The sequence below is a fragment of the Pauljensenia sp. 27098_8_83 genome (assembly GCF_041432695.1).
Classification (GTDB): Bacteria; Actinomycetota; Actinomycetes; order Actinomycetales; family Actinomycetaceae; genus Pauljensenia.
In genome coordinates, this window is record NZ_JAPWAD010000012.1 from 23,286 (window position 1) to 42,716 (window position 19,431).

The following is a 19,431-nucleotide window of genomic DNA, read 5'->3' on the forward strand; positions in this document are numbered from 1 at the left end:
CTACTACAATTGTCAATGTGCGAGGTCGCATTCCCGATGTGACTTTGAAAAGTGATCTGATATACCGTTACCCGCTGATGTGGTGTTGAGTCAGCTCAAAGAGGAGGGATTTGCGATGGATGAGCGCGCGGCTTCGTCCCCTGCAACTCCTGATGACCTGACCGCAACAAGCTACGTTCCTCAGCTGCTCGGTGGTCATCTGACGTATTCCGCCCGCGACATTGCGGAGGCGACGAATACGCCTATCGAGCGCGTCTTCCGTTTCTGGATCGCCCTCGGCTTCCAGGCTCCTACCGCCGATGACAAGGTTTTTTCGCAGCGCGACCTGGATGTTTTCAGTCGCTGGCATGAGCTTGTCGAATCGGGCGGCATTGATACATCGACCTCTCGTTCCCTCCTGCGCGCGAACGCTCACCTGGCCGACCGTCTGGCTCTGTGGCAGTTCGAGGCCCTGGTCGAGGACTCGATGCGTCGCTTCATGCTGGATGACACGACTGCTCGTATGTACGTGCTCGACCATATGCGTGAGTACATCGACGTCTTCCAGGAGATGTTCACCTATGCGTGGCGGCGTCAGCTTGAGGCAGCGCTGTCCCGTTTCGACCGCGAGGTCTCCCAGCGCGGGCATGAGGAGCGCCATAATCGTTTCCCGCTCAACCGCTGCCTTGGCTTCGTGGACATGGTGTCCTACACGTCCTCCTCGACGATCCTCGGTGACGCTCTCGTGGGGCTCATTGAGCGCTTCGAAGAAGAGAGTCGTAACGCCGTCATTGAGGAGGGCGGTCGCGTCGTCAAGATGATCGGCGATGCTGTCCTCTACATTGCGGACGATCTGTCGACCGGCCTGCGCGTGGCCACGTCTCTGATTGAACGCCTCAATGCTGATGATGAGATGCTGCCGGTGCGTGCCTCGTTCGTGCGCGGCGATGTGTTCTCGCGTTCGGGCGATGTCTTCGGCCCCACCGTCAACCTTGCATCTCGCCTCGTGGATATCGCGCCGGTGGGCAAGATCCTGACGGATCCGACCACGGCTGCCGCCATCGCGGCCGGCGAGGTCGGTGACGGATATGAGCTCGAAGAGTTCCCGACCGCAGACTTGCGTGGTTTCGGTCCGGTCTCGCCGTACCTGCTCTCGAGCGTTGTCAACTAACGTTCATCTCGCAGTGTGAACGAGTGCCTGATTGGCCCGGATAACGGGTCAAGAAAGGTGCAAGTTTTGGTTCGGAATTGCTAAGATGAACGCGTGACTACAGTTCTCCTCGTTGAAGACGATCCGGCCATCTCTGAGCCCCTTGCCCGCGCGCTGGGCAGGGAGGGCTACGACGTGCGTGCACACGCGACGGGCGCTGAGGCCCTCGCCGATGTGCGTGGCGTTGACCTGGTCGTCCTGGACCTCGGTCTGCCGGACATGGACGGCCTGGATGTCGCTCGCGAGATCCGCTCCTCCGGCAACCGAGTCCCGATCCTGATCCTCACCGCCCGCACGGACGAAGTTGACATGGTTGTCGGCCTCGACGCCGGTGCAGATGACTACGTGACGAAGCCGTTCCGTCTGGCCGAGCTTCTTGCCCGCGTGCGCGCCCTCCTGCGCCGCCAGGCCGCGGAACCCGTCGAGGGTGAGCTGCGCGCGCAGGATATTCGCATGGATGTCGCCGCACATCGCGCCTTCGTCGGTGATGTCGAGCTGAGCCTGACGGCCAAGGAATTCGACCTCTTGCGCGTCCTCCTGCGCGAGGCCGGATCCGTCGTCGCCCGCGACACCCTCATGCGCGAGGTCTGGGGCTCGGATCCGACCGGCTCTACGAAGACCCTCGACATGCACGTGTCGTGGCTGCGTCGCAAGCTCGGCGACGACGCAACCGACCCGCACTACATCACGACCGTCCGCGGGATGGGTTTCCGCTTCGAAAACGCTCGCTGAACGCCGCTGAGGGAGGCTCGTCATGCGCGCACGCGCGGTGAGGATGATCGTCTCGGTCGTCGCCGTCGTGTGCCTTCTGATGGGACTCCCCGGCGCCTTCTTCGCGTCCGTCTCCATCTGGGCGTCCGAGCAGCGAGGCCTTGAGGTCCAGTCCCAGTCGATCTTGCAGAGCGTTGAACGCAGGTGGGCGGCGGGGGAGAGCACCGACCCCGCGACCCTTGCGTCGCTCGTCACCGATCAGGCGAAGAGCCGGGGCGGCGAACTCGCGTATCGGATTAAGGTTCCCGATGCGAACCTCGTCACCAACGCGAAGATCATCCCGGGCCGCACCATGACGGCCATCGCCTCGTCCCCCAGCGGAATCTCCGTCCAACTCACCTCATCCGCGTCGGCGGCACTGTCGCGCATTGCGTGGACGTGCTCGCTTTTCGGAGCTGGCATGGCCCTGTCGATGCTGATCGGCTGGCTCATGGCTCGTGCCCTGTCGCGCGATCTGTCCGCTCCCCTCATCTACCTGGCCGCCCAGGCTGAGCAGATCGGTTCGGGCGGTGTGCGCGCCCGTGTCGAGAAGTCCGGCATCGAGGAAATCGACCTGGTCTCCGAGGAGCTGGCCCGCACCGGTGAACGTATGGCGGGCCGACTCGCGGCTGAGCGTCAGGCGGCCGCCGATGCCTCGCACCAGCTGCGCACCCCTCTGACGGCACTGTCTATGCGCCTGGAGGAGATCGAACTGATCTCCACGGAGGATGAAGTGCGCGCTGAAGCCCGCACGTGCCTCGAACAGGTCGAGCGCATGACGAACGTCGTGACGGAGCTCCTGGACGTCTCGCGGCGACAGACCAGCCAGACCGAGGCCATCCACATTCTCGAGGTCTTCAACACGGCCCGCGAGGAGTGGGAGGACCAGTTCGAGGCCGCCGGACGATCCCTCGTATTCCTCGACGAAGCTGAGCGTCCGATCCTCGCCGATGCTGGAAAGCTCGGTCAGGTCCTGGCCACCCTCATCGAAAACTCCCTGCGCTACGGCGGTGGGACCACGCGCGTGTGGGCGCACGCAGGCACATCCAAGCGCGGTGTCGTCATTGAGGTGAGCGACGAAGGCGAGGGCATTGATGAGAGCCTCGCCCCCGATATTTTCGAAAAAGGTGTCTCGGGACACGGCTCGACTGGCATCGGCCTGGCCCTGGCCCATGACCTTGCGCAGGCGATGGGCGGGCGCCTCGAGCTGAAGACGAACAAGCCCCCCGTTTTCACGGTGTCGGTCGCGGCGATTCCCGCATCGCTGGACCCGGACCGCGTGATGCCTGAGGGACCCCTCATGTCCATGGGACGCCGCTCGCGGCGCTTCTAGCGGCGCGATAGATTCAAGGAGTGGAATACGAGATGCGCACACCTCCCACCGTTGCCGTCATTGGCGGCGGACAGCTGGCACGGATGATGCAGGAGAGCGCGATTGCGCTCGGAATCAACCTGCGCGCACTTGTCGAGGCCGACGACGGGTCGACCGGGCAGGTGACGGTTGATAAGGCGGCTGGGGCTCCCGCCGACCTGGATGCGGTCCGCGCGCTCATCGACGGCGCGGACGTCCTCACCTTCGAGCATGAGCACATTCCAGCGGCCACCATGGAGGAGGCTGCGCGCCTCGTCTCCGTTCAGCCCCCGGCGAGCGCCCTGCTCTACGCGCAGGACAAGCTCGCCATGCGCGAGCGCCTGACCGCGATGGGCATTCCGTGCCCCGCGTGGGCCCGCGTCGAGGACGAATCCCAGCTGGAGGAGTTCGGTGCCACGATCGGTTGGCCTCTCATCGTCAAGACGCCGCGCGGCGGTTACGACGGGCACGGTGTGGCTGTCGCTCATAGCCCTGCGGACGTGTCCTCCTGGTGGGGGCATGGTCCCCTCCTGGCCGAGGCCCTGGTTCCCTTCACGGGCGAGGTGGCTGCTCTGCTGGCGCGCACCCCGTCGGGCGAGATTGCCTCGTGGCCCGTCGCCTCCACCGTGCAGGTGGACGGCGTGTGCGCCGAGGTGACCGCTCCCGCCGTCGGTATCCGACCCGAGACGGCCGCCGAGGCACGCCGCATCGGCGAGTGCATCGCCTCCGAGCTGGGAGTTACCGGCGTCCTCGCCGTCGAAATGTTTGTCGTCGGTGAGGGTGCGGACGAGCGCGTCCTCGTCAACGAGCTCGCCATGCGTCCTCATAATACGGGGCACTGGACCATCGACGGGGCGATCACCAGCCAGTTCGAGCAGCACCTGCGCGCCGTCCTCGATCTGCCGCTCGGCTCGACCGATCTGCGTGCTCCGGGCTCGCACTCCGTCATGGTGAATCTCCTCGGCTCGGCTCACGATCAGCCCGCGCGCGCCCTCGCAGCGGCCTTCGCGGCCGGGGGAGCGGGCGCGAAGGTCCACCTGTACGGCAAGGAAGTGCGCCCCGGCCGCAAGCTCGGACACGTCACCGTCGTCGATCAGGACCCCGCCCTCGCCCTTGAGCGGGCACGGGCCGCAGTCGCCGCTCTCCGGGGCGACGCACCCACCGACTAACCTTCCACCCACTGACGGCCGCGGGACCAGGTGCCCCGGCCTCGTTCCCTCCCGAAAGGACTGCCCGTGACTACCGACCTTGACATCCAGCTGACCGCCACCGGCGATAATCCGATCGTCGGCGTCGTCATGGGTTCCGACTCTGACTGGCCGACCATGGAGCCCGCCGTTGCTGCGCTCGCGGAGTTCGGCATCGCCTGCGAGGTCGGCGTCGTCTCCGCCCACCGCATGCCCGAGGACATGGTGGCCTACGGGAGGAGCGCCTCGGCACGCGGCCTGCGCGTCATCATCGCCGGAGCTGGGGGAGCGGCCCACCTGCCCGGCATGCTCGCAGCCCTCACTGAGCTACCCGTCATCGGCGTCCCTGTGCCGCTCAAGCACCTTGACGGCGTCGACTCCCTGCACTCCATCGTCCAGATGCCCGCCGGTGTCCCCGTCGCGACCGTCTCCATCGCGGGTGCGCGTAACGCGGGCCTGCTCGCCGCACGGATCCTCGGTGCGGGCGAAGGCGAGCGCGCCGAGGGCCTGCGCGCCCAGATGCGTTCGTTCCAGAAGGATCTGCGAAACGTTGCCAGCGCGAAGGGCGCGGCGCTCGCTCGACGCGTGTCAGAGGCACGCTGAGCAACGCAAACACAAGCACGGTGCGGGTAGCCCTAAGGGGTCGGTGCGTCGTATCCTGGAACCATGAGCATTCTCGTTTGTGGCGGCGCCGGCTACATCGGCGCGCATGTTGTCCGCCTCCTGCGTCAGCGCGGGGATCGCGTCGTTGTCGTCGACGACCTGTCGAGTGGTAAGGCATCGCGCGTCGGCGACGCCAAGCTCGTGAAGCTTGACGTGACGCTGGATGAAGCCCGCTCGGCGCTGTCTACCCTCATGGTGGACGAGGACGTCACGGCCGTCATCCACTTCTCCGCGCGCAAGCAGGTCGGCGAGTCCGTCGAACGCCCCGCCTGGTACTACCAGCAGAACATCGGCGGAATGGCCAACGTTCTCCTGGCGATGGAGGACGCCGGAGTCGACCAGATGATCTTCTCGTCCTCGGCCGCAGTGTACGGAACTCCCGAGCTGCCTGTGGTTACCGAGGACATGGCCGGTCACCCCATCAACCCCTACGGCGAGACGAAGCTGATCGGCGAATGGCTGATGGCTGACTGCGAGCGCGCCTGGGACTTGAAGTGGATCGGCCTGCGCTACTTCAACGTTGCGGGTGCCGGGTGGCCCGACCTGGCCGACGACGCCGTCATGAATCTGATCCCGATGGTGCTGGACCGCGTTGAGCGAGGCGAGAGCGCCAAGATCTTCGGCACTGACTACGACACCCCCGACGGCACCTGCATCCGCGACTACATCCACGTCCTGGATCTGGCGGAGGCACACATCGCGGCCCTTGACGTGCTGGCCGAGGGGCGTCAGCCCGACCATCACACCTACAACGTGGGGACCGGACTGGGCACCTCCGTCCGCGAGATTATCGACGGCCTGCGCCGCGTTATCGGCTGGGACTTCCCCGTTGAGGAGCTGGACCGCCGCGCCGGCGACCCGCCCAAGCTGATCGGTGATCCGCTGTCGATTGGTGTCGACCTCGGCTGGAAGGCCAACAACGGGGTCGAGGAGATCCTCACCTCCGCCTGGGAAGGCTGGCAGGCGGGTCCTCGCCCGATCACCGTCCCCGGTGCCTGAGTACCTGTCGGCGCCGATAGAGCACCGGCCTCGTTCCTGGAAGGAAACGAGGCCGGTGCTTGTATCGTCGAACGTAGGCGCGATGCTGGGCGCAGTGCGTTAGATCCCGTCGACCTGGTTGAGATCCGACGTCGTCAGCGTACCGGCGCGCAGCTTGGCGAAGAAATCGTCTGCGGTCGTATCGCGCAGCAGGACAGCGGATGCTCCCGCGTTCGTTGTAAAGTTCAGCGACTCGATCGGCGGGACGCCCATCATCTGATTCGACGAGGCGGAGCGCAGCGCCCACACGAGCGACGCGACCGTGACGACGGAGGAGTCTTCGTCAACCGTGAAGGACTTGGAGCCCGCGCGCTCCACGCGCAGGGTCTTCGCGGGATTAATGAGGGTTGAGGGTGAGGCTGCCGAGGAAATGACCTTCGAAATCACCTGGCGCTGACGCTTCGTGCGGCCGATGTCGCCCTCGGGGTCCTGGTAGCGCATACGTGAGAACTGCAGCGCAGTCGTGCCGTCCACCGTGTGGCAGCCCGCGGTCCACTTGAGGCCGGAATACTGGTCGTCCGCGTCGTTGTCGTAGCACAGCTCGACGCCGCCGACAGCATCCACCATGTCGGGCACGGCGCCCATGCCGATCTGAACGAAGTGATCGACCGTCAGACCCGTCAGCTTTTCGACGGTTTCGACGAGCAGCTGCGGCCCGCCATAAGCGTAGGAGGCGTTGATCTTGTCCCAGCCGACGCCCGGGATCTCCGCGTACGTGTCGCGGGGAATCGAGAGCGCAACCGTCTGGCCGTTCGGGGCGACGTTGACGAGCATGATCGAGTCAGCGCGCTCGGACTCATCGAAACCGTCCTTGACAGCGCCGTCCGCACGCGAGTCCGAGCCGGCCAGCAGGTAGGTCGTACCGGGCGTATCGGCGGCGCCCGACAGCGCGCTCACGCGACCCATGTTCGTGTTGGCATCCCACATGAGAAAGCCGCCCCACGCCAGGATGATGACCAGGAAGAGGCACAGGGTCTTCAAGATCGGGTGGCGGCGCTTGCGTCGCCTTGGCGCGCTCACCGGAGCCGACGGGGCTGGAGGAGCGGCGGGCGCGGGCGCGGGCATGCCCTGGGCGCGATTGATCGTCACCTGACGAGGCTCATTCCCGGAGGGCGCGTAGGTATTCGAGCCCGAGGAACGGCCAGAGCCCGGCGCGTAGGACGGGGGGTTGGAGGCCGATGCGGGCTGGAACGACGGCGGGCGCTGGACGGGGGTGCGGCGCGGGAAAATCGACTGAGAGTCGCGCTGCGGCTGGTCCAGCGTGCGTGGCATCAGGGGGCGCGAGGCGTCGGCCTCGTCCTCCGAAATCCTCCACATCTGCGGCGCCAGGGCCTCGGGTGGGGGAGTGGGGGCGCTGCCGCGCACCTCTTCACCGACGACGTGGGCGTCGTCGGATGCGGGACGGCGTCGTTTCGGATCCGGTGTAAACGAGGGGGGAGTGCTCATTGGTCCTTCGGCGGGCAGGTGGCGGCTGTCTGCTTAGCGGCTTCCTCGTTCGCCGCGTTATTCGCGACGGATGCAGACTGCTCGGTGTTATCCGTAGTGGTCTCATGCGAGCTGGGATCGGTCGTGGGAGCCTGCGTCGGGTCGGGCGTCGACGGTGCCGTTGTCGCGGTCGGATCGGGCACCACCAGCTGCGCGCCGTTGCCGTCCGTGAACGTCGTACCCACGGGCAGCGCCTGATCGTTCTTCAGGGCGGTCCACACGTTGTGAGCCATCGGATCGGACGGAATGCGGCGATTCGGATCCCAGGACGGCTCCTCGACCGGCATGGTGACGAACTGGATGTTGGTGCGATCCACCTTTTGCAGCACGTTGATGAGCAGGGATGCGTCCGAGCTGGCGTTACCCAGGTTATCGGAGACGTTCACGGCGGAAATCGCGGCCTGCAGGAAGTTAATGAGCGCGCCGGGATCGGTCACGTAGTTTTTCTCCTGCAGTTCGCGCAGCATCGCGGAAATCAGCTGCTGCTGGCGGCCGATGCGCGAAATGTCGGAACCGTCGCCCTGCCCCTTGCGCGAGCGCATGTAGGCCAGCGCGTGAGTGCCCGACAGCTTCCAACAGCCCGCGTCGATGTAGAGCTGGGCGGACTCATCTTCGATGTGCTCGGGGATGTTGAACCAGACGCCGCCGAGCGCATCGATCATGCTAATAAAGCCCGCGAAATCAACGACCATGAAGGCGTCGATGGACATGCCGGAGAGCTTTTCAACGGTTGACTTCACGCAGGCGATGCCGGGAGCGATGTCCTCCGGATCGTCGCCACCGTTCGAGCCGTAGACCATCGCGTTGTTGAACATGTCGTCGCTGGTCGGCTCGCTGGTGGTGCCATCACGGTGCTTGCATGCGGGGATGTCGACCAGTGTGTCACGGGGGATGGACACGATCTGCACGCGGGAGCGGTCCGCGCTGACGTGAATCACCATCGTTGAGTCGTTGCGCAGGCCGGGAACGTCGTCCGCGTCGCCCGCACCCAGCTCGCCGCTGGCGCCGCTGCGTGAGTCGGTTCCGACCACGAGGATGTTGACCGCACGTCCCTCGAAAGAATCCGGGGTCGCCTTGCTCTGACCGTCAACCGAGTAGGCATCGATGTTGACGACGCGGTTGGCGAACTGACTGCTCAAACTCGCGTACACGAAACCCGCCGATGATACTACGAAGAGCACTCCGGCCAGGAGCACGGCGAGCGCGCCGCGCAGGAGGCCGAAGCGTCCGTAGTTGACGGCCGAGTGCTGGATCGGTCGCAGATTCACGTTACTCATCGGTTGTAACCATATCGTTATCTGGTGGGTTTGTCGGGAAATCAGGGCCGTTAGCGGCGCGTTCCACTTCCGGGCCATCAGCGTGAACGGGAGGGTCGACGGTGTTTGCGGAGGTTGTGTCCTCGGGAGGCAGGACGTGCGCGAGGGCGAGCGAGCGGGCCAGGGTTGCCATGCGTGCCTCGGCTCGGGCCTCGCGTCGGTATCCGGTGACCATCTGCGCAATCAATGCGATGACGAGCCCGTAGACGATCAGGTTGACTCCACGTTCCACGCCGATGGCGCGGGCAACCGTGTTGGCCAGCGACGGCACGAGGATCGCGACGATTGCCGACGCGACGAGGACGCCGATGCCGATGCGGCGCAGGGCCAGGGACGAGGCCGAGGATACCGGGCGCACGAGCCACCACGCGGTGAGCCCGAGGGCCAGGAGCAACAGGACGCGGATCGCGATGTAGGCGCTCATCGTCCCCCCAACGCCAGGTCGACGGCGATATTGACGGAGTTGAGCAGGGGCTGGCCCTTGGCCCTCGAGTAGTCCGTGTAGGAGATCGTCACGGGGTGTTCGGCGCCGGGCAGGCCACAGGCCGCCAGCTGCGAGACGATCTGCGAGGCGTGGGCCATGCGCGCGTGGGTGAGGTGCACGTGAGTGAGAGCATCCGCGCGGATGACCCGCAGCCCGTTGTGCGTGTCGGTGAGGGCCATGCCGGTGCGCAGACGGGCAACGAGGGCTCCGAGGCCTAGCATCGCGCGCTTGACGATGCCGACCTGTGCATGCGCGCCGTCGCGGAAGCGAGATCCGAGGACAAACGCAAGATCCTCCTCGCGCGCCCGATCAACCATCGCCGCCGCATCCGCCGGATCGTGCTGGCCATCGGCATCGAAAGTGACGACGTAGCGGGCCCCACGCGCGAGCGCCGCCTCGAATCCGGTCTGCAGGGCAGCGCCCTGACCGAGGTTGAGGGGGTGGGTGGCCGTGTAGGCGCCGGCCGCGCGGGCCAGGGCCGCGGTGTTATCCGTTGACGCGTCATCGACGACGAGGACATACGGGAAAAGGGTGCGAACGCCCGCGACGACGCCCCCGATGACGGGCGCCTCGTTGAACGCGGGGATGACGACCCACGTGTCGGAGCCGATCTGCATTTGATTAGTGTCGCACATTGGGATGGGCGCGCGCCTATAGTGTGGGTATCTGTGAGCGCACCCGCGCGCGGAGACAAGGAGAGGGAAGCATCGTGATCGAGCCCAGCGCCGACGTGGCGCCCAGTGCGATGGTGGCCCTCAGCGCCCGCGTGTGGCACCTCGCCCAGGTGCGAGAAGATGCACGTGTCGGGGAGGACACGATTATCGGGCGGGGCGCCTACATCGGCGAAGGTGTACGCGTCGGGAATCGCTGCAAGATCCAGAACTACGCCCTCGTTTACGAGCCTGCCTCCCTGGCCGATGGCGTATTCGTCGGCCCCGCGGCCGTCTTTACGAACGACCACTGTCCCCGCGCGATTAACGCTGACGGCACCCTGAAGAGCGCGAGCGACTGGGAACGCGTCGGCGTCACCGTCGAGCGTGGCGCCGCCATCGGGGCTCGCGCCGTGTGCGTGGCTCCCGTGCACATTGGCGAGTGGGCGTCGGTCGGCGCGGGCGCGGTCGTCACGTCGGACGTGGCCCCCTATGCCCTCGTCGTCGGCGTGCCCGCGCGTCGCGTCGGGTGGGTTGGCGAGGCCGGCGTGCCGCTCGTGGCCGCCGATGAGGAACCGACGAACGAGGCCGGGGACCGCACGTGGGTATGCCCGGCCACGGGACGCCGCTACGTCGAGCGAGACGGCACCCTATCGCCCGAGGCTGCCCCGGCCTCGTCCTCGAGCGCACCCGTAATACCCGACGAAACCCGTGAGGAGCAGCCGTGACGCAGCCTTTCATCCCGCCCGCCCGCCCGCTCATCGGCGAGGAGGAGATCGACGCGGTCGCCGCCGTCATGCGTACGGGCATGATCGCTCAAGGCCCGCAGGTGGCCGCGTTCGAGGAGGAGTTTGCGGCCGCTCTCGTGCCTGGGACGCGGGCCGTCGCGGTCAACTCGGGGACCTCCGCCCTGCACCTGGGACTGCTCACCGCCGGAATCGGGCCGGGTGACGAGGTCATCGTCCCCTCCTTCACCTTCGCCGCCACCGCGAATTCGGTGGCCATCACGGGCGCGACCCCTGTGTTCGCCGATATCGACCCGCTGACGTTCACGCTGTCTCCGGCAGCCGTCGAAGCCGCGATCACTGAGCGTACGCGGGCCATCATGCCCGTCCATCTTTACGGCCACCCCGCGCCCATGGACGCGCTCCGGGCGATCGCTGATTCCCACGGCCTCATGATCTTTGAGGACGCCGCACAGGCCCACGGCGCGAGCCTGCACGGGAAAGCTGTCGGCTCCTTCGGCACCTTTGCCGCGTTCTCGTTCTATCCGACGAAGAACATGACGAGTGGCGAGGGCGGCATGGTCACCTCCGGCGACCCCGGCATTATTCGCGGCGTGCGACTCGCGCGCAACCAGGGCATGGAGACGCGCTACGCCAACGAAATCGTGGGCCTCAACAACCGCATGACCGATATTCACGCGGCGATCGGGCGCGTTCAGCTCACCAAGGTCGAGGCTTGGACGCACGCGCGTCAAGGCAACGCGGCGTTCCTGGACGCACACCTGCGCGGCGTCACCGTCCCGCACGTTGCTCCCGGCGCCACCCACGTCTACCACCAGTACACGATCCGCGTGCCCGAGGACCGCGACGGCTTCGCCGATGCCCTGCGCGAGGAGTACGGCGTCGGCTCGGGCGTCTACTACCCGATCCCGAACCATGAGTTGCCTTCCCTGGCCCGTTTCGCCCCCGACGTGGAGCTGCCCGCCACGCGCGAGGCCGCCGCCCAGGTTCTCTCCCTGCCGATCTACCCCTCCCTGACTTCCGGCGAGCTGGAACGCATCGTGGAGGGTGTCAACGCCCTCGCGGAAGCGGGGGCCTGACATGGCCATTCGGCTGGGAATCCTTGGCATCGGCTCGATGGGCCGACACCACGTGCGCAACGCCCGCGCGACCGCCGGGGTGGACCTCGTCGCCCTCGCTGACCCGGGCGGCGACCGCTTCGGCGTCGCCGGTGACCTGCCCGTCCTGGGCGGCGTCAAGGAGCTGATCGAGGCCGGTATTGACGCCGCGATCGTCGCCGCGCCCACCGCCCACCACGAGGCCGCAGCCCTGGCGCTCGCCGAGGCCGGAGTGCACACCCTCGTCGAAAAGCCCCTCGCCACGAGCGTCGAGGCGGGCCGCCGGATCCGCGATGCGTTTGCGTCTGCGGGCCTCGTGGGAGCCGTCGGCTACGTCGAGCGCTGCAATCCCGCGCTCATCGACATGCGCAGGCGGATCGCGGAGGGGCAGCTCGGCGAGATCGAGCAGATCGCGACGCGTCGCCAGTCGCCCTTCCCCGCCCGCATCAGCGACGTCGGCGTCGTGAAGGACCTGGCCACGCACGACGTGGACCTGGCCGCCTGGGTGGCGGGTGCCCCCTACGAGAGCATCTACGCGCGCACGTCCGCGCGCTCGGGGCGAGTGCACGAGGACATGATGGTCGCCTCGGGCGTGCTTCGTGGCGGCATCCTCGTCAATCACCTCGTCAACTGGCTGACCCCGTACAAGGACCGCACGACGATCGTGACGGGGGAGCGCGGCGCACTCGTCGCCGACACCGCGATGGGGGACCTGACTTTCTACGAGAACGGCCATGCGCCCCTGCAGTGGGACGCGATCGCCGCGTTCCGCGGGGTCAGCGAGGGGCAGGTCGTGCGCTACGCGCTCACCAAGCGCGAACCCCTCGCCCTCGAACACGAGCGCTTCCGTGACGCGATCCTCGGCGTGGCCAGCGAGCACGTCACGATGGACGAGGCCCTGGACAACCTGCGCGTCGTCGAGGCCATCTTGTCCTCGGCAGCGTCCGGGCGTTCCGTCGACCTGTAGGGTGGTGCGCTACCGCGTGAGGTCGTCGTAGATCGCACGTAGCTGCGCGGTTGCGCCTCGTAGTGAGCGCTCGCGCATCACCCATTCGCGGCACGCCGCCCCGCGATCCGCGCGCTCGTCCGGCGACCACGCCAAGGCCTCGTCGATGGAGCGGGCGAGGGCGTCCGGCGATCGGTCGGCCGTGAGGAGCGAGGCCCCCGGCGCGATCATCTCCGGCGTCCCGCCCGTGGAATAGGCGATGACGGGAACGCCGCACGCCTGCGCCTCGAGCAGGACGAGGCCGGCCGCTTCCTGCCGGCCTTCCGTCGGCTTCGTGGGCAGGACGAGGACGTGGGCGCGGCGCATCCAGTCTCGCACCCCCTCGCGATCCAGTCGGCCCGTGAACGACACGTGCGCGGGCGCGTGCGCGCGCAGTGCGGGTGCCAGTGGCCCGTCGCCGACGAAAACCAGGCGGTGCGGGCGACGCCCCACCAGAGTCGACGAGGCTCGGGCCAGGTCGCCTGCGCCCTTGAGGCGGCTGAGCGCGCCCACAAACAGGACGATAGGTTCCTCGTGCGAATCAATGGCTGGCGGAGTGGCTGGCGTCCACCAGCGTGTGTCCACGCCCTGATAGTGCACGCTCAGCCGCTGCGGGTCGGCCCCCGCGCCCAGTGCGACGTCCGCCAGGTAGTGCGAGACGGCGAGCAGGCGTGAGGCGCCCTCGAAGGCGGCCGTACGGTTGCGCGCGTTCCACGCGGCCCCCACGCCGCGCCCAAGCCTCGGGTAGGCGTCCCCGCCGTGCAGCGTCACCACGAGGGGCGCGCCCGTCTCCCGTGCGGCTCCAACGGCCGGCAGGGACCAGGTCGCCTGCTGCTGGTGGATAAGGTCCGGACACCACGACGTGATCGCGCGGCGCATCTGTCCCAGGCCTCGTGCCTGCGCTGCCACGCGAAGCGGGAGCGGGCCGCCGAGCGCGCGGGGGGCCGCCTCGACGATCGGGAGCGTGACGGCCGGATCGGCGATGCGCGCCGCGAGCGTGAAGACCCGCCAATCGAGCTCCGGCATCGCGAGGGCGTGTGAGAGCGCGAAGTAGGTCGGGGGAACCAGCAGAGTTCCCTTCGTCAGGGCGACCCTCACGAGTTCCACCCGAGGACAGGCACGGATCGGGGAGCGGGCATGTCACCATCCTAGGGGCAAGCCGCGCGCCCCAGGTGATTAAATGAGTCCATGACGAATGCACCTGCCCGCCCCGCCCGCTCGGGCGTCCTCGCGCAGGTGCTCACCCTCCTCGGCGGCACCCTCCTCGCCCAAGTCATCGCCTTCGTCGCCCAGATCGGCATCGCCCGCCTCTACACGGACACGGACCTGGGGTACCTGGGCATCTTCACGTCCGCCGCCACGCTCGGCGCCGCCGTTGCGGGCGCCCGCTTCGACCTCAGCATCGTCCTGCCCGCCCCCGGGGACGAGGCCTCGGCCCGGTCCCTGGCCCGCCTGGCCTCGCGCTGCGTGCTGGTCGCCTCCGCGCTGGCCACCCTGATTGCGGCCGCCGCATGGCCGTGGGTGAGCGCGCGCTACGGAAGTGCGCTCGCGGGGTGGATGCTTGCCGTCGGCGTGTCCGTCCTGTTCCTGGCGCAGGGGCAGGTGTGCTCCTACTGGCTGACCCGCCACCGGCGTTTCCAGGCGATCGCGAGCTCGTCGGTCGTGCGCTCTCTCGGGATCGCGGCCCTGCAGCTGGCGTGCGGCTTCGTCGCTGACGGAGGCCTGGGCGCGGCGATTGGGGCGACGATCGCTGGCCAGGGGCTCGCCGTCGCCTACCTGTCGTGGCGCGCACGCGACGCCCGCGAGCGCGAGGCTGCGGATCCGACCCTGCGCGAGGTGGCCTCTCGCTACCGGAAGATGGCGCTCGTTGGCGTGCCCAACGTCGTCGTCGATGCGGTGCGCACGAGCGCAATTCCTCTGCTGATTGCCACGTATTCCGTGGCTTCGCTCGGACAATTCAACATGGCGTGGCTGGCCCTGCAGGCCCCGGTCGCCCTCATCGCGGGGGCGCTATCGCAGGTGTATCTGCCGCGCCTGTCGGATACGCCCGCTGGGCAGATGACCCGCGTGGTGGTGCGCGTCGGCAGCATCGCCCTGGCTTGCTCGATCCCTGTGTTCGCCCTCCTCGCGTGGGTCAGCCCGGTGCTCTTCCCCCTCGTGTTCGGGGCGCGCTGGGAGGCGGCCGGATACTTCGCGCGATCCCTGGCCCCCTGGCTGGCGCTCACGGTAGCGACCTCGCCGCTGTCCAACGTGTTCGTCGCAACCTACCACCAGCGGCGCATGCTGGCCTTCGCGTGCGTGTACTGCGCGGCGCCCTTGGCGTGGCTCGCGTGTAGCCCCTACAGCGTCGAGACCACGGTTACCGTGCTGGGGGCCCTGATGGCCGTGTTGTTGGTGGGGATGCTCGTCATGGCTGTCGTGACGGCACGCGCCTACGACCGGGGTGACGTCTCGCGTCCAGTGACCGCGTGAAACCCCCCGGCCTCGTGAAACCCCCACCCGGCCTCGTAAAACCCCCACCCGGCCTCGTGAAACCCTTGCGAAACAGGCGATCTAGCGGCCTCGTGACACACCCGACCGGCCTCGTGACACACCTCTTCTTCCCCAAAAGTCGCATGCAATTCCCATGTGGTCCATTTCTGTGTGAGGTAAAAAACCTTGATATTCCGCCATTTTTAGGAATGCTAAGAAAAGTTAGTGAACCCAAATTGCATGCGAGATTGTGGGGGAACTATTGATGGGTCGATCGCGCGGCGAGGGCCCGCTCGTAGGCCTGCCGCAAGCGCGCCGCGCCCTCCTCCCACGTGGGGATCGCCGGGGACGTGAAGGCATCAATGTCCGCCCGCGTGATGCGCTCCAGCGCGCGCACGAGGTCGCGCCCCGGATCATCCAGCACCCACGTGTCGGCCTGATCGCCCAGGTAACGGCGGGCCTCGGACAGGGGAGAACACAGCGCAGGCACACCTGCCGCGAAGGCCTCCATCATCTTGTTGGGCGTGGACATACGGTGCGACAGGCACCCGGACTCGATGAGGCACAACGCCACGTCAGCCCCGCGCGTCATCGCCAGGACCTGATCCGGCTCCACGGGAGGCAGGCGGTGGATGTTCGCGTGTTCCGCTGCGGCACGCTCAACCTCGGGCAGTAGGGCACCCGCGCCAACAAAGACGACGTGCGCGCTCTTCACCTGCTCAAACGCCCGCAGAATCAAGGGAATATTGCGCCCAGGCGCCAGGTAACCCGAATGCAGGTACAGGAGCGCGCCCTCCGGGATCCCCAGCTGCGCGCGCAGGTCAATGACCCCGTCCGCGCCCGTCGGAGCGTTCGTCACCACCACGGGTTCGACGCCTGGGTAGGCCTCGCGGTACCACTGAGCGATCGACTCATTGACCACGGACACCACGTCCGCGCGGAGGATGTAGTGGCGCTCGATGGCGCGCTGGAGGCGCTGGCGCAGCCCCGCCGACCCCACCGTCTCCGTCTCCAACTCGTGCGCGTTGTACGCAAACACCGCACCCGTGCGCCGCGCCAACGCGTGCGCGAGGGGCAGCAGGAACAGGTTCTGCGCGGAGACGGCTGCGACGCGCTGCCTCGCGAACCGCCGATACACCCGAGCGCCCCACGCCACGACGACCCTCGGACCACCCAGGGGCGCACCCAGGGACGCACCCCGAATCCTCGTGAGGTGCACGGTGGGGGCCACGGCCTCGTCCGTGGGGAGCCCGCCCTGGTCGATGCCGACGACGTGGGTGCGCGAGAAAAGCGGGGACAGTGAACGCGCGATCTTCACCAGCCGGCCGGGCGAGGCCAGGTTCGACGGGTAGAGCAGAAGGTTGAGCGCGCGATCCACGCCCCCATTGTAGGTGGGGCGGGGCACTACACTGGAGGGGAACAACGAGGCCGGAGACGGAAAGGGGACCCCATGCGCATCGCGGTCGTCGGCATGGGCAAGATCGGTCTGCCGCTGGCGGTGTACTACGCGCGCGGCGGGCATACCGTCGTCGGCGTGGACGTGAACCCCCGCGTGGTCGCCCTGATCAACGGGGGAGAAGAACCCTTCCCGGGCGAGGCGCACCTGGCCGAGTACCTGCCCCCGCTTGCTTCCTCCGGTGCCCTGCGTGCCACCACCGAGTACGCCGAGGCGATCCCCGGCGCCGACGCGGTCGTCATGGTCGTGCCCCTCGTCGTCGATGACGAGAGTCGCCCCGACTTTACGATCATGGACGCCGCCACCCGCTCCATGGCTGAGCACCTGACGCCCGGCACCCTCGTCTCTTACGAGACGACCCTGCCTGTGGGCACGACCCGCGGACGCTACAAGCCCCTCATCGAGGAGGTGTCCGGTCTGGTTGAGGGCCGCGACTTCGACGTCGTATTCTCGCCCGAGCGCGTCCTCACCGGTCGCGTGTTCGCTGACCTGGCGCGCTACCCGAAGCTCGTGGGGGGCCTGAGCGAGGCCGGTGAGGCGCGCGGCGTCCGCTTTTACGAGGCTGTCCTGTCCTTCGACGAGCGCGACGACCTGCCGCGACCCAACGGCGTGTGGCCCATGGGTAGCGCCGAGGCCGCCGAGATGGCCAAGCTCGCCGAGACCACGTACCGGGACGTCAACATCGGCCTGGCCAATCAGTTCGCGCGCTATGCGGACGCTGTCGGCATCGATGTCGCGCGCGTGATCCAGGCGTGCAACTCTCAGCCCTACTCACACATCCACCGGCCCGGCATCGCTGTCGGCGGTCACTGCATCCCCGTCTACCCGCGCCTGTACCTGGCCGGGGACCCCGAGGCGACCGTCGTGTCTGCCGCCCGCGCAGCCAACGCCGCCATGCCCGCCTACGCGGTCGCGCGCGCCGCCGCCCTGCTGGGATCCCTGTCGGGCCTGCGCGTCGCCGTCCTGGGTGCCGCCTACCGCGGCGGGGTCAAGGAAACCGCGTTCTCCGGCGTCTTCGGCGTCGTCGGCGCGTTGCGCGAGGCTGGGGCGCAGGTCAGCGTTCACGATCCGCTGTATTCCGATGAGGAGCTGGCAGCCTTCGGCTGGGGGGCCTACCACCTCGGCGAGGCCGTGGACGTCGCCATCATTCAGGCTGACCATGCTGCCTACCGGGACCTGACCCCCGCGAACCTCCCGGGCGTGCGCCTCCTCGTCGACGGCCGCGCCATCACCTCGCCCGAGGCCTGGAGCGGTACCCCGCGCATCACCATCGGCGGGGGAACAAACCCCACATGCTAGTCACCCTCGCGACCCGCACCTTTACACCCGAGCCGACGGCCGCCGCGCTGCGTCTCGGGGCACTGGCCCGCGCGCTCGCGGCGGGCGGCGATACGGTCCGGGTCCTCACCTCGCGCCTGGCGCCCTCCGTCGCCCGCGACGCCCGGAAAGCCGAGGAAACACGAGCCTCCGAGAACGCCGGCGGTGACGCAGGGGAGCGCCCCGGCCTCGTCGAGGTGCACCGTGCCCCCGTTCTGCGCGATCGCACGGGCGCGGTGCGAGGATACGTCTCCTACATGTCCTTCGACCTGCCCCTCCTCGCCCGGCTCCTCGTCGGTCCCCGCCCGGATGTTGTCGTCTGTGAGCCCCCGCCCACGACCGGCGTTGCCGTGCGCCTTGCATGTGCGCTCCGCCGCGTTCCCTACGTGTACTACTGCGCCGACATCGTCTCGGACGCGGCCGCGCTCGCGGGGGTTCCCGGCCTGGTCGTGCGCACGGTCGCTGGCCTGGAATCCTTCGCGCTGCGGGGTGCGCGCCGCGTCATCGCCGTCTCCGACGGGGTTGCGAGTCGCGCCCGTGAGCTGGGTGCCCGCGATGTCACCGTCGTCCCCAACGGGGTGCGCGTGCCCCAGGACGTGGCCACCGGGGTGCCCGACGGCTTCCCCGCCGGCTCAGGTCCCGTTTTCGTCTACGCGGGCACGGTCGCCCAGTGGCTGGCCCCCGAGGTCTTTGTCGATGCCTTCGAACGTGCGCGCGGGCGGCTCGGGGATGCGCGCCTGGTGTTCGTGGGGCAGGGGAGTGGATGGGATGCCCTCGCGGAACGTTCGCGGGGCGTGACTGGCGTCGACCTTATTCCTGCGGTCAGTGCCGACGAGGCCGACCGGTGGATGGCGCGAGCCACCGCCACGCTTGCCTCGCTGCGCCCGGGCGGATACGACTACGCCTACCCCACGAAGATCCTCGCCTCTCTCGCGCAGGGAACCCCCGTCATCTATGCGGGGCCCGGGCAGGCGGCTCGAGACGTCGCCGAAGGCGGGTTGGGAGTAGCGTGCTCCCTCGACGCCGACGAGATTGCCGAGGCCATGGTTGCCCTCGCGTCGGGGACTGCCTCGTGGGTCGGATGCGGTGGCGCGCGCGCCTGGGTCCGCGAGCATCGGTCGGTCTTTGCCTCGTCGCGCGCAGCAGCCGCGGTGGTGCGTTCGGTGCTCGCGTAGGACTGGCCGTTTCTCTTCTCTGTGGCTGACGTCGCAGCGTTGCCGCGCGGCGTTCTCTGGGGTGCCCCGG

Annotated in this window: 18 protein-coding genes; 12 read left to right on the plus strand and 6 right to left on the minus strand. The window is 68.0% G+C overall.

Going from position 1 to position 19,431, the window contains the following annotated elements; genetic code table 11:
- Window positions 1-115 precede the first annotated feature (115 nt).
- The 6 genes from O3656_RS05800 to galE all read left to right on the plus strand — a co-directional run bounded on the left by O3656_RS05800 (window position 116) and on the right by galE (window position 6,139).
- On the plus strand, window positions 116-1,150 hold the full coding sequence (locus O3656_RS05800; protein ID WP_500063043.1) for an adenylate/guanylate cyclase domain-containing protein: 1,035 nt from the start codon (window positions 116-118) through the stop codon (window positions 1,148-1,150).
- 93 nt (window positions 1,151-1,243) lie between these two features.
- On the plus strand, window positions 1,244-1,921 hold the full coding sequence (locus O3656_RS05805) for a response regulator transcription factor (protein ID WP_003790196.1): 678 nt from the start codon (window positions 1,244-1,246) through the stop codon (window positions 1,919-1,921).
- Window positions 1,922-1,943: 22 nt separating this feature from the next.
- On the plus strand, window positions 1,944-3,272 hold the full coding sequence (locus O3656_RS05810; RefSeq protein WP_500063044.1) for an ATP-binding protein: 1,329 nt from the start codon (window positions 1,944-1,946) through the stop codon (window positions 3,270-3,272).
- Between the two features lie 32 nt (window positions 3,273-3,304).
- The gene (locus tag O3656_RS05815; RefSeq protein ID WP_500063045.1) at window positions 3,305-4,459 is read left to right on the plus strand and encodes a 5-(carboxyamino)imidazole ribonucleotide synthase; all 1,155 of its coding nucleotides are present in this window, start codon (window positions 3,305-3,307) and stop codon (window positions 4,457-4,459) included.
- 66 nt (window positions 4,460-4,525) lie between these two features.
- Complete coding sequence (gene purE / locus O3656_RS05820; protein ID WP_500063046.1) at window positions 4,526-5,080, plus strand: 5-(carboxyamino)imidazole ribonucleotide mutase; 555 nt, start codon at window positions 4,526-4,528, stop codon at window positions 5,078-5,080.
- 63 nt (window positions 5,081-5,143) lie between these two features.
- On the plus strand, window positions 5,144-6,139 hold the full coding sequence (gene galE / locus O3656_RS05825; protein WP_500063047.1) for a UDP-glucose 4-epimerase GalE: 996 nt from the start codon (window positions 5,144-5,146) through the stop codon (window positions 6,137-6,139).
- A gap of 99 nt (window positions 6,140-6,238) precedes the next feature.
- Here the strand turns inward: galE and O3656_RS05830 are convergent, their stop codons facing one another.
- Genes O3656_RS05830 through O3656_RS05845 form a run of 4 tightly spaced genes read right to left on the minus strand, consistent with a single transcriptional unit; the run spans window position 6,239 to window position 10,080 of the window.
- Window positions 6,239-7,624: an LCP family protein gene (locus O3656_RS05830; protein WP_500063048.1), complete on the minus strand. Its 1,386-nt coding sequence runs from the start codon at window positions 7,622-7,624 to the stop codon at window positions 6,239-6,241.
- The gene (locus tag O3656_RS05835) at window positions 7,621-8,940 is read right to left on the minus strand and encodes an LCP family protein (RefSeq protein ID WP_500063049.1); all 1,320 of its coding nucleotides are present in this window, start codon (window positions 8,938-8,940) and stop codon (window positions 7,621-7,623) included. Before O3656_RS05835 ends, O3656_RS05830 begins: the two co-directional genes overlap by 4 nt.
- Window positions 8,933-9,403, minus strand: a complete 471-nt coding sequence (locus O3656_RS05840) for a DUF2304 domain-containing protein (protein ID WP_500063050.1) — start codon at window positions 9,401-9,403, stop codon at window positions 8,933-8,935. The genes O3656_RS05835 and O3656_RS05840 overlap by 8 nt, the downstream gene beginning before the upstream one ends.
- Window positions 9,400-10,080 carry a glycosyltransferase family 2 protein gene (locus O3656_RS05845; RefSeq protein WP_500063051.1) on the minus strand — a complete coding sequence of 227 codons (681 nt, stop codon included), beginning with the start codon at window positions 10,078-10,080 and terminating at the stop codon, window positions 9,400-9,402. The genes O3656_RS05840 and O3656_RS05845 overlap by 4 nt, the downstream gene beginning before the upstream one ends.
- A 92-nt stretch (window positions 10,081-10,172) precedes the next feature.
- Between O3656_RS05845 and O3656_RS05850 the strand changes: the two genes are divergently transcribed.
- From O3656_RS05850 to O3656_RS05860, 3 genes are read left to right on the plus strand one after another with little or no spacing between them, the layout of a single operon-like run.
- Window positions 10,173-10,841, plus strand: a complete 669-nt coding sequence (locus O3656_RS05850) for an acyltransferase (protein WP_500063052.1) — start codon at window positions 10,173-10,175, stop codon at window positions 10,839-10,841.
- Complete coding sequence (locus O3656_RS05855) at window positions 10,838-11,938, plus strand: DegT/DnrJ/EryC1/StrS family aminotransferase (RefSeq protein WP_500063053.1); 1,101 nt, start codon at window positions 10,838-10,840, stop codon at window positions 11,936-11,938. The genes O3656_RS05850 and O3656_RS05855 overlap by 4 nt, the downstream gene beginning before the upstream one ends.
- A 1-nt stretch (window position 11,939) precedes the next feature.
- Complete coding sequence (locus tag O3656_RS05860; protein WP_500063054.1) at window positions 11,940-12,923, plus strand: Gfo/Idh/MocA family protein; 984 nt, start codon at window positions 11,940-11,942, stop codon at window positions 12,921-12,923.
- 9 nt (window positions 12,924-12,932) lie between these two features.
- Here the strand turns inward: O3656_RS05860 and O3656_RS05865 are convergent, their stop codons facing one another.
- Window positions 12,933-14,039, minus strand: a complete 1,107-nt coding sequence (locus tag O3656_RS05865) for a glycosyltransferase (RefSeq protein ID WP_500063088.1) — start codon at window positions 14,037-14,039, stop codon at window positions 12,933-12,935.
- Between the two features lie 90 nt (window positions 14,040-14,129).
- On the opposite strand from O3656_RS05865, the gene O3656_RS05870 reads away from it, so the two are divergent.
- Window positions 14,130-15,413, plus strand: coding sequence for an oligosaccharide flippase family protein (locus O3656_RS05870; RefSeq protein WP_500063055.1), 1,284 nt, complete (start codon window positions 14,130-14,132; stop codon window positions 15,411-15,413).
- A gap of 259 nt (window positions 15,414-15,672) precedes the next feature.
- Here the strand turns inward: O3656_RS05870 and O3656_RS05875 are convergent, their stop codons facing one another.
- On the minus strand, window positions 15,673-16,818 hold the full coding sequence (locus O3656_RS05875; RefSeq protein WP_500063056.1) for a glycosyltransferase: 1,146 nt from the start codon (window positions 16,816-16,818) through the stop codon (window positions 15,673-15,675).
- Between the two features lie 45 nt (window positions 16,819-16,863).
- On the opposite strand from O3656_RS05875, the gene O3656_RS05880 reads away from it, so the two are divergent.
- Together O3656_RS05880 and O3656_RS05885 are read left to right on the plus strand one after the other, a co-directional pair.
- A complete protein-coding gene (locus O3656_RS05880) occupies window positions 16,864-18,168 on the plus strand; it encodes a nucleotide sugar dehydrogenase (protein WP_500063057.1) in 1,305 nt (434 codons plus the stop codon).
- The gene (locus O3656_RS05885) at window positions 18,162-19,361 is read left to right on the plus strand and encodes a glycosyltransferase (protein ID WP_500063058.1); all 1,200 of its coding nucleotides are present in this window, start codon (window positions 18,162-18,164) and stop codon (window positions 19,359-19,361) included. The genes O3656_RS05880 and O3656_RS05885 overlap by 7 nt, the downstream gene beginning before the upstream one ends.
- Window positions 19,362-19,431: the final 70 nt, after the last annotated feature.

What these genes read in the sequence shown, in the direction of transcription:
- O3656_RS05830 (WP_500063048.1), bottom strand. Translation starts at nt 7,624, where the DNA reads ATGAGCACTCCCCCCTCGTTTACACCGGATCCGAAACGACGCCGTCCC.
- O3656_RS05840 (WP_500063050.1), bottom strand. Translation starts at nt 9,403, where the DNA reads ATGAGCGCCTACATCGCGATCCGCGTCCTGTTGCTCCTGGCCCTCGGG.
- O3656_RS05835 (WP_500063049.1), bottom strand. Translation starts at nt 8,940, where the DNA reads ATGAGTAACGTGAATCTGCGACCGATCCAGCACTCGGCCGTCAACTAC.
- O3656_RS05810 (WP_500063044.1), top strand. Translation starts at nt 1,944, where the DNA reads ATGCGCGCACGCGCGGTGAGGATGATCGTCTCGGTCGTCGCCGTCGTG.
- O3656_RS05845 (WP_500063051.1), bottom strand. Translation starts at nt 10,080, where the DNA reads ATGCAGATCGGCTCCGACACGTGGGTCGTCATCCCCGCGTTCAACGAG.
- O3656_RS05800 (WP_500063043.1), top strand. Translation starts at nt 116, where the DNA reads ATGGATGAGCGCGCGGCTTCGTCCCCTGCAACTCCTGATGACCTGACC.
- O3656_RS05870 (WP_500063055.1), top strand. Translation starts at nt 14,130, where the DNA reads ATGACGAATGCACCTGCCCGCCCCGCCCGCTCGGGCGTCCTCGCGCAG.
- O3656_RS05885 (WP_500063058.1), top strand. Translation starts at nt 18,162, where the DNA reads ATGCTAGTCACCCTCGCGACCCGCACCTTTACACCCGAGCCGACGGCC.
- O3656_RS05880 (WP_500063057.1), top strand. Translation starts at nt 16,864, where the DNA reads ATGCGCATCGCGGTCGTCGGCATGGGCAAGATCGGTCTGCCGCTGGCG.
- galE (WP_500063047.1), top strand. Translation starts at nt 5,144, where the DNA reads ATGAGCATTCTCGTTTGTGGCGGCGCCGGCTACATCGGCGCGCATGTT.
- O3656_RS05815 (WP_500063045.1), top strand. Translation starts at nt 3,305, where the DNA reads ATGCGCACACCTCCCACCGTTGCCGTCATTGGCGGCGGACAGCTGGCA.
- O3656_RS05860 (WP_500063054.1), top strand. Translation starts at nt 11,940, where the DNA reads ATGGCCATTCGGCTGGGAATCCTTGGCATCGGCTCGATGGGCCGACAC.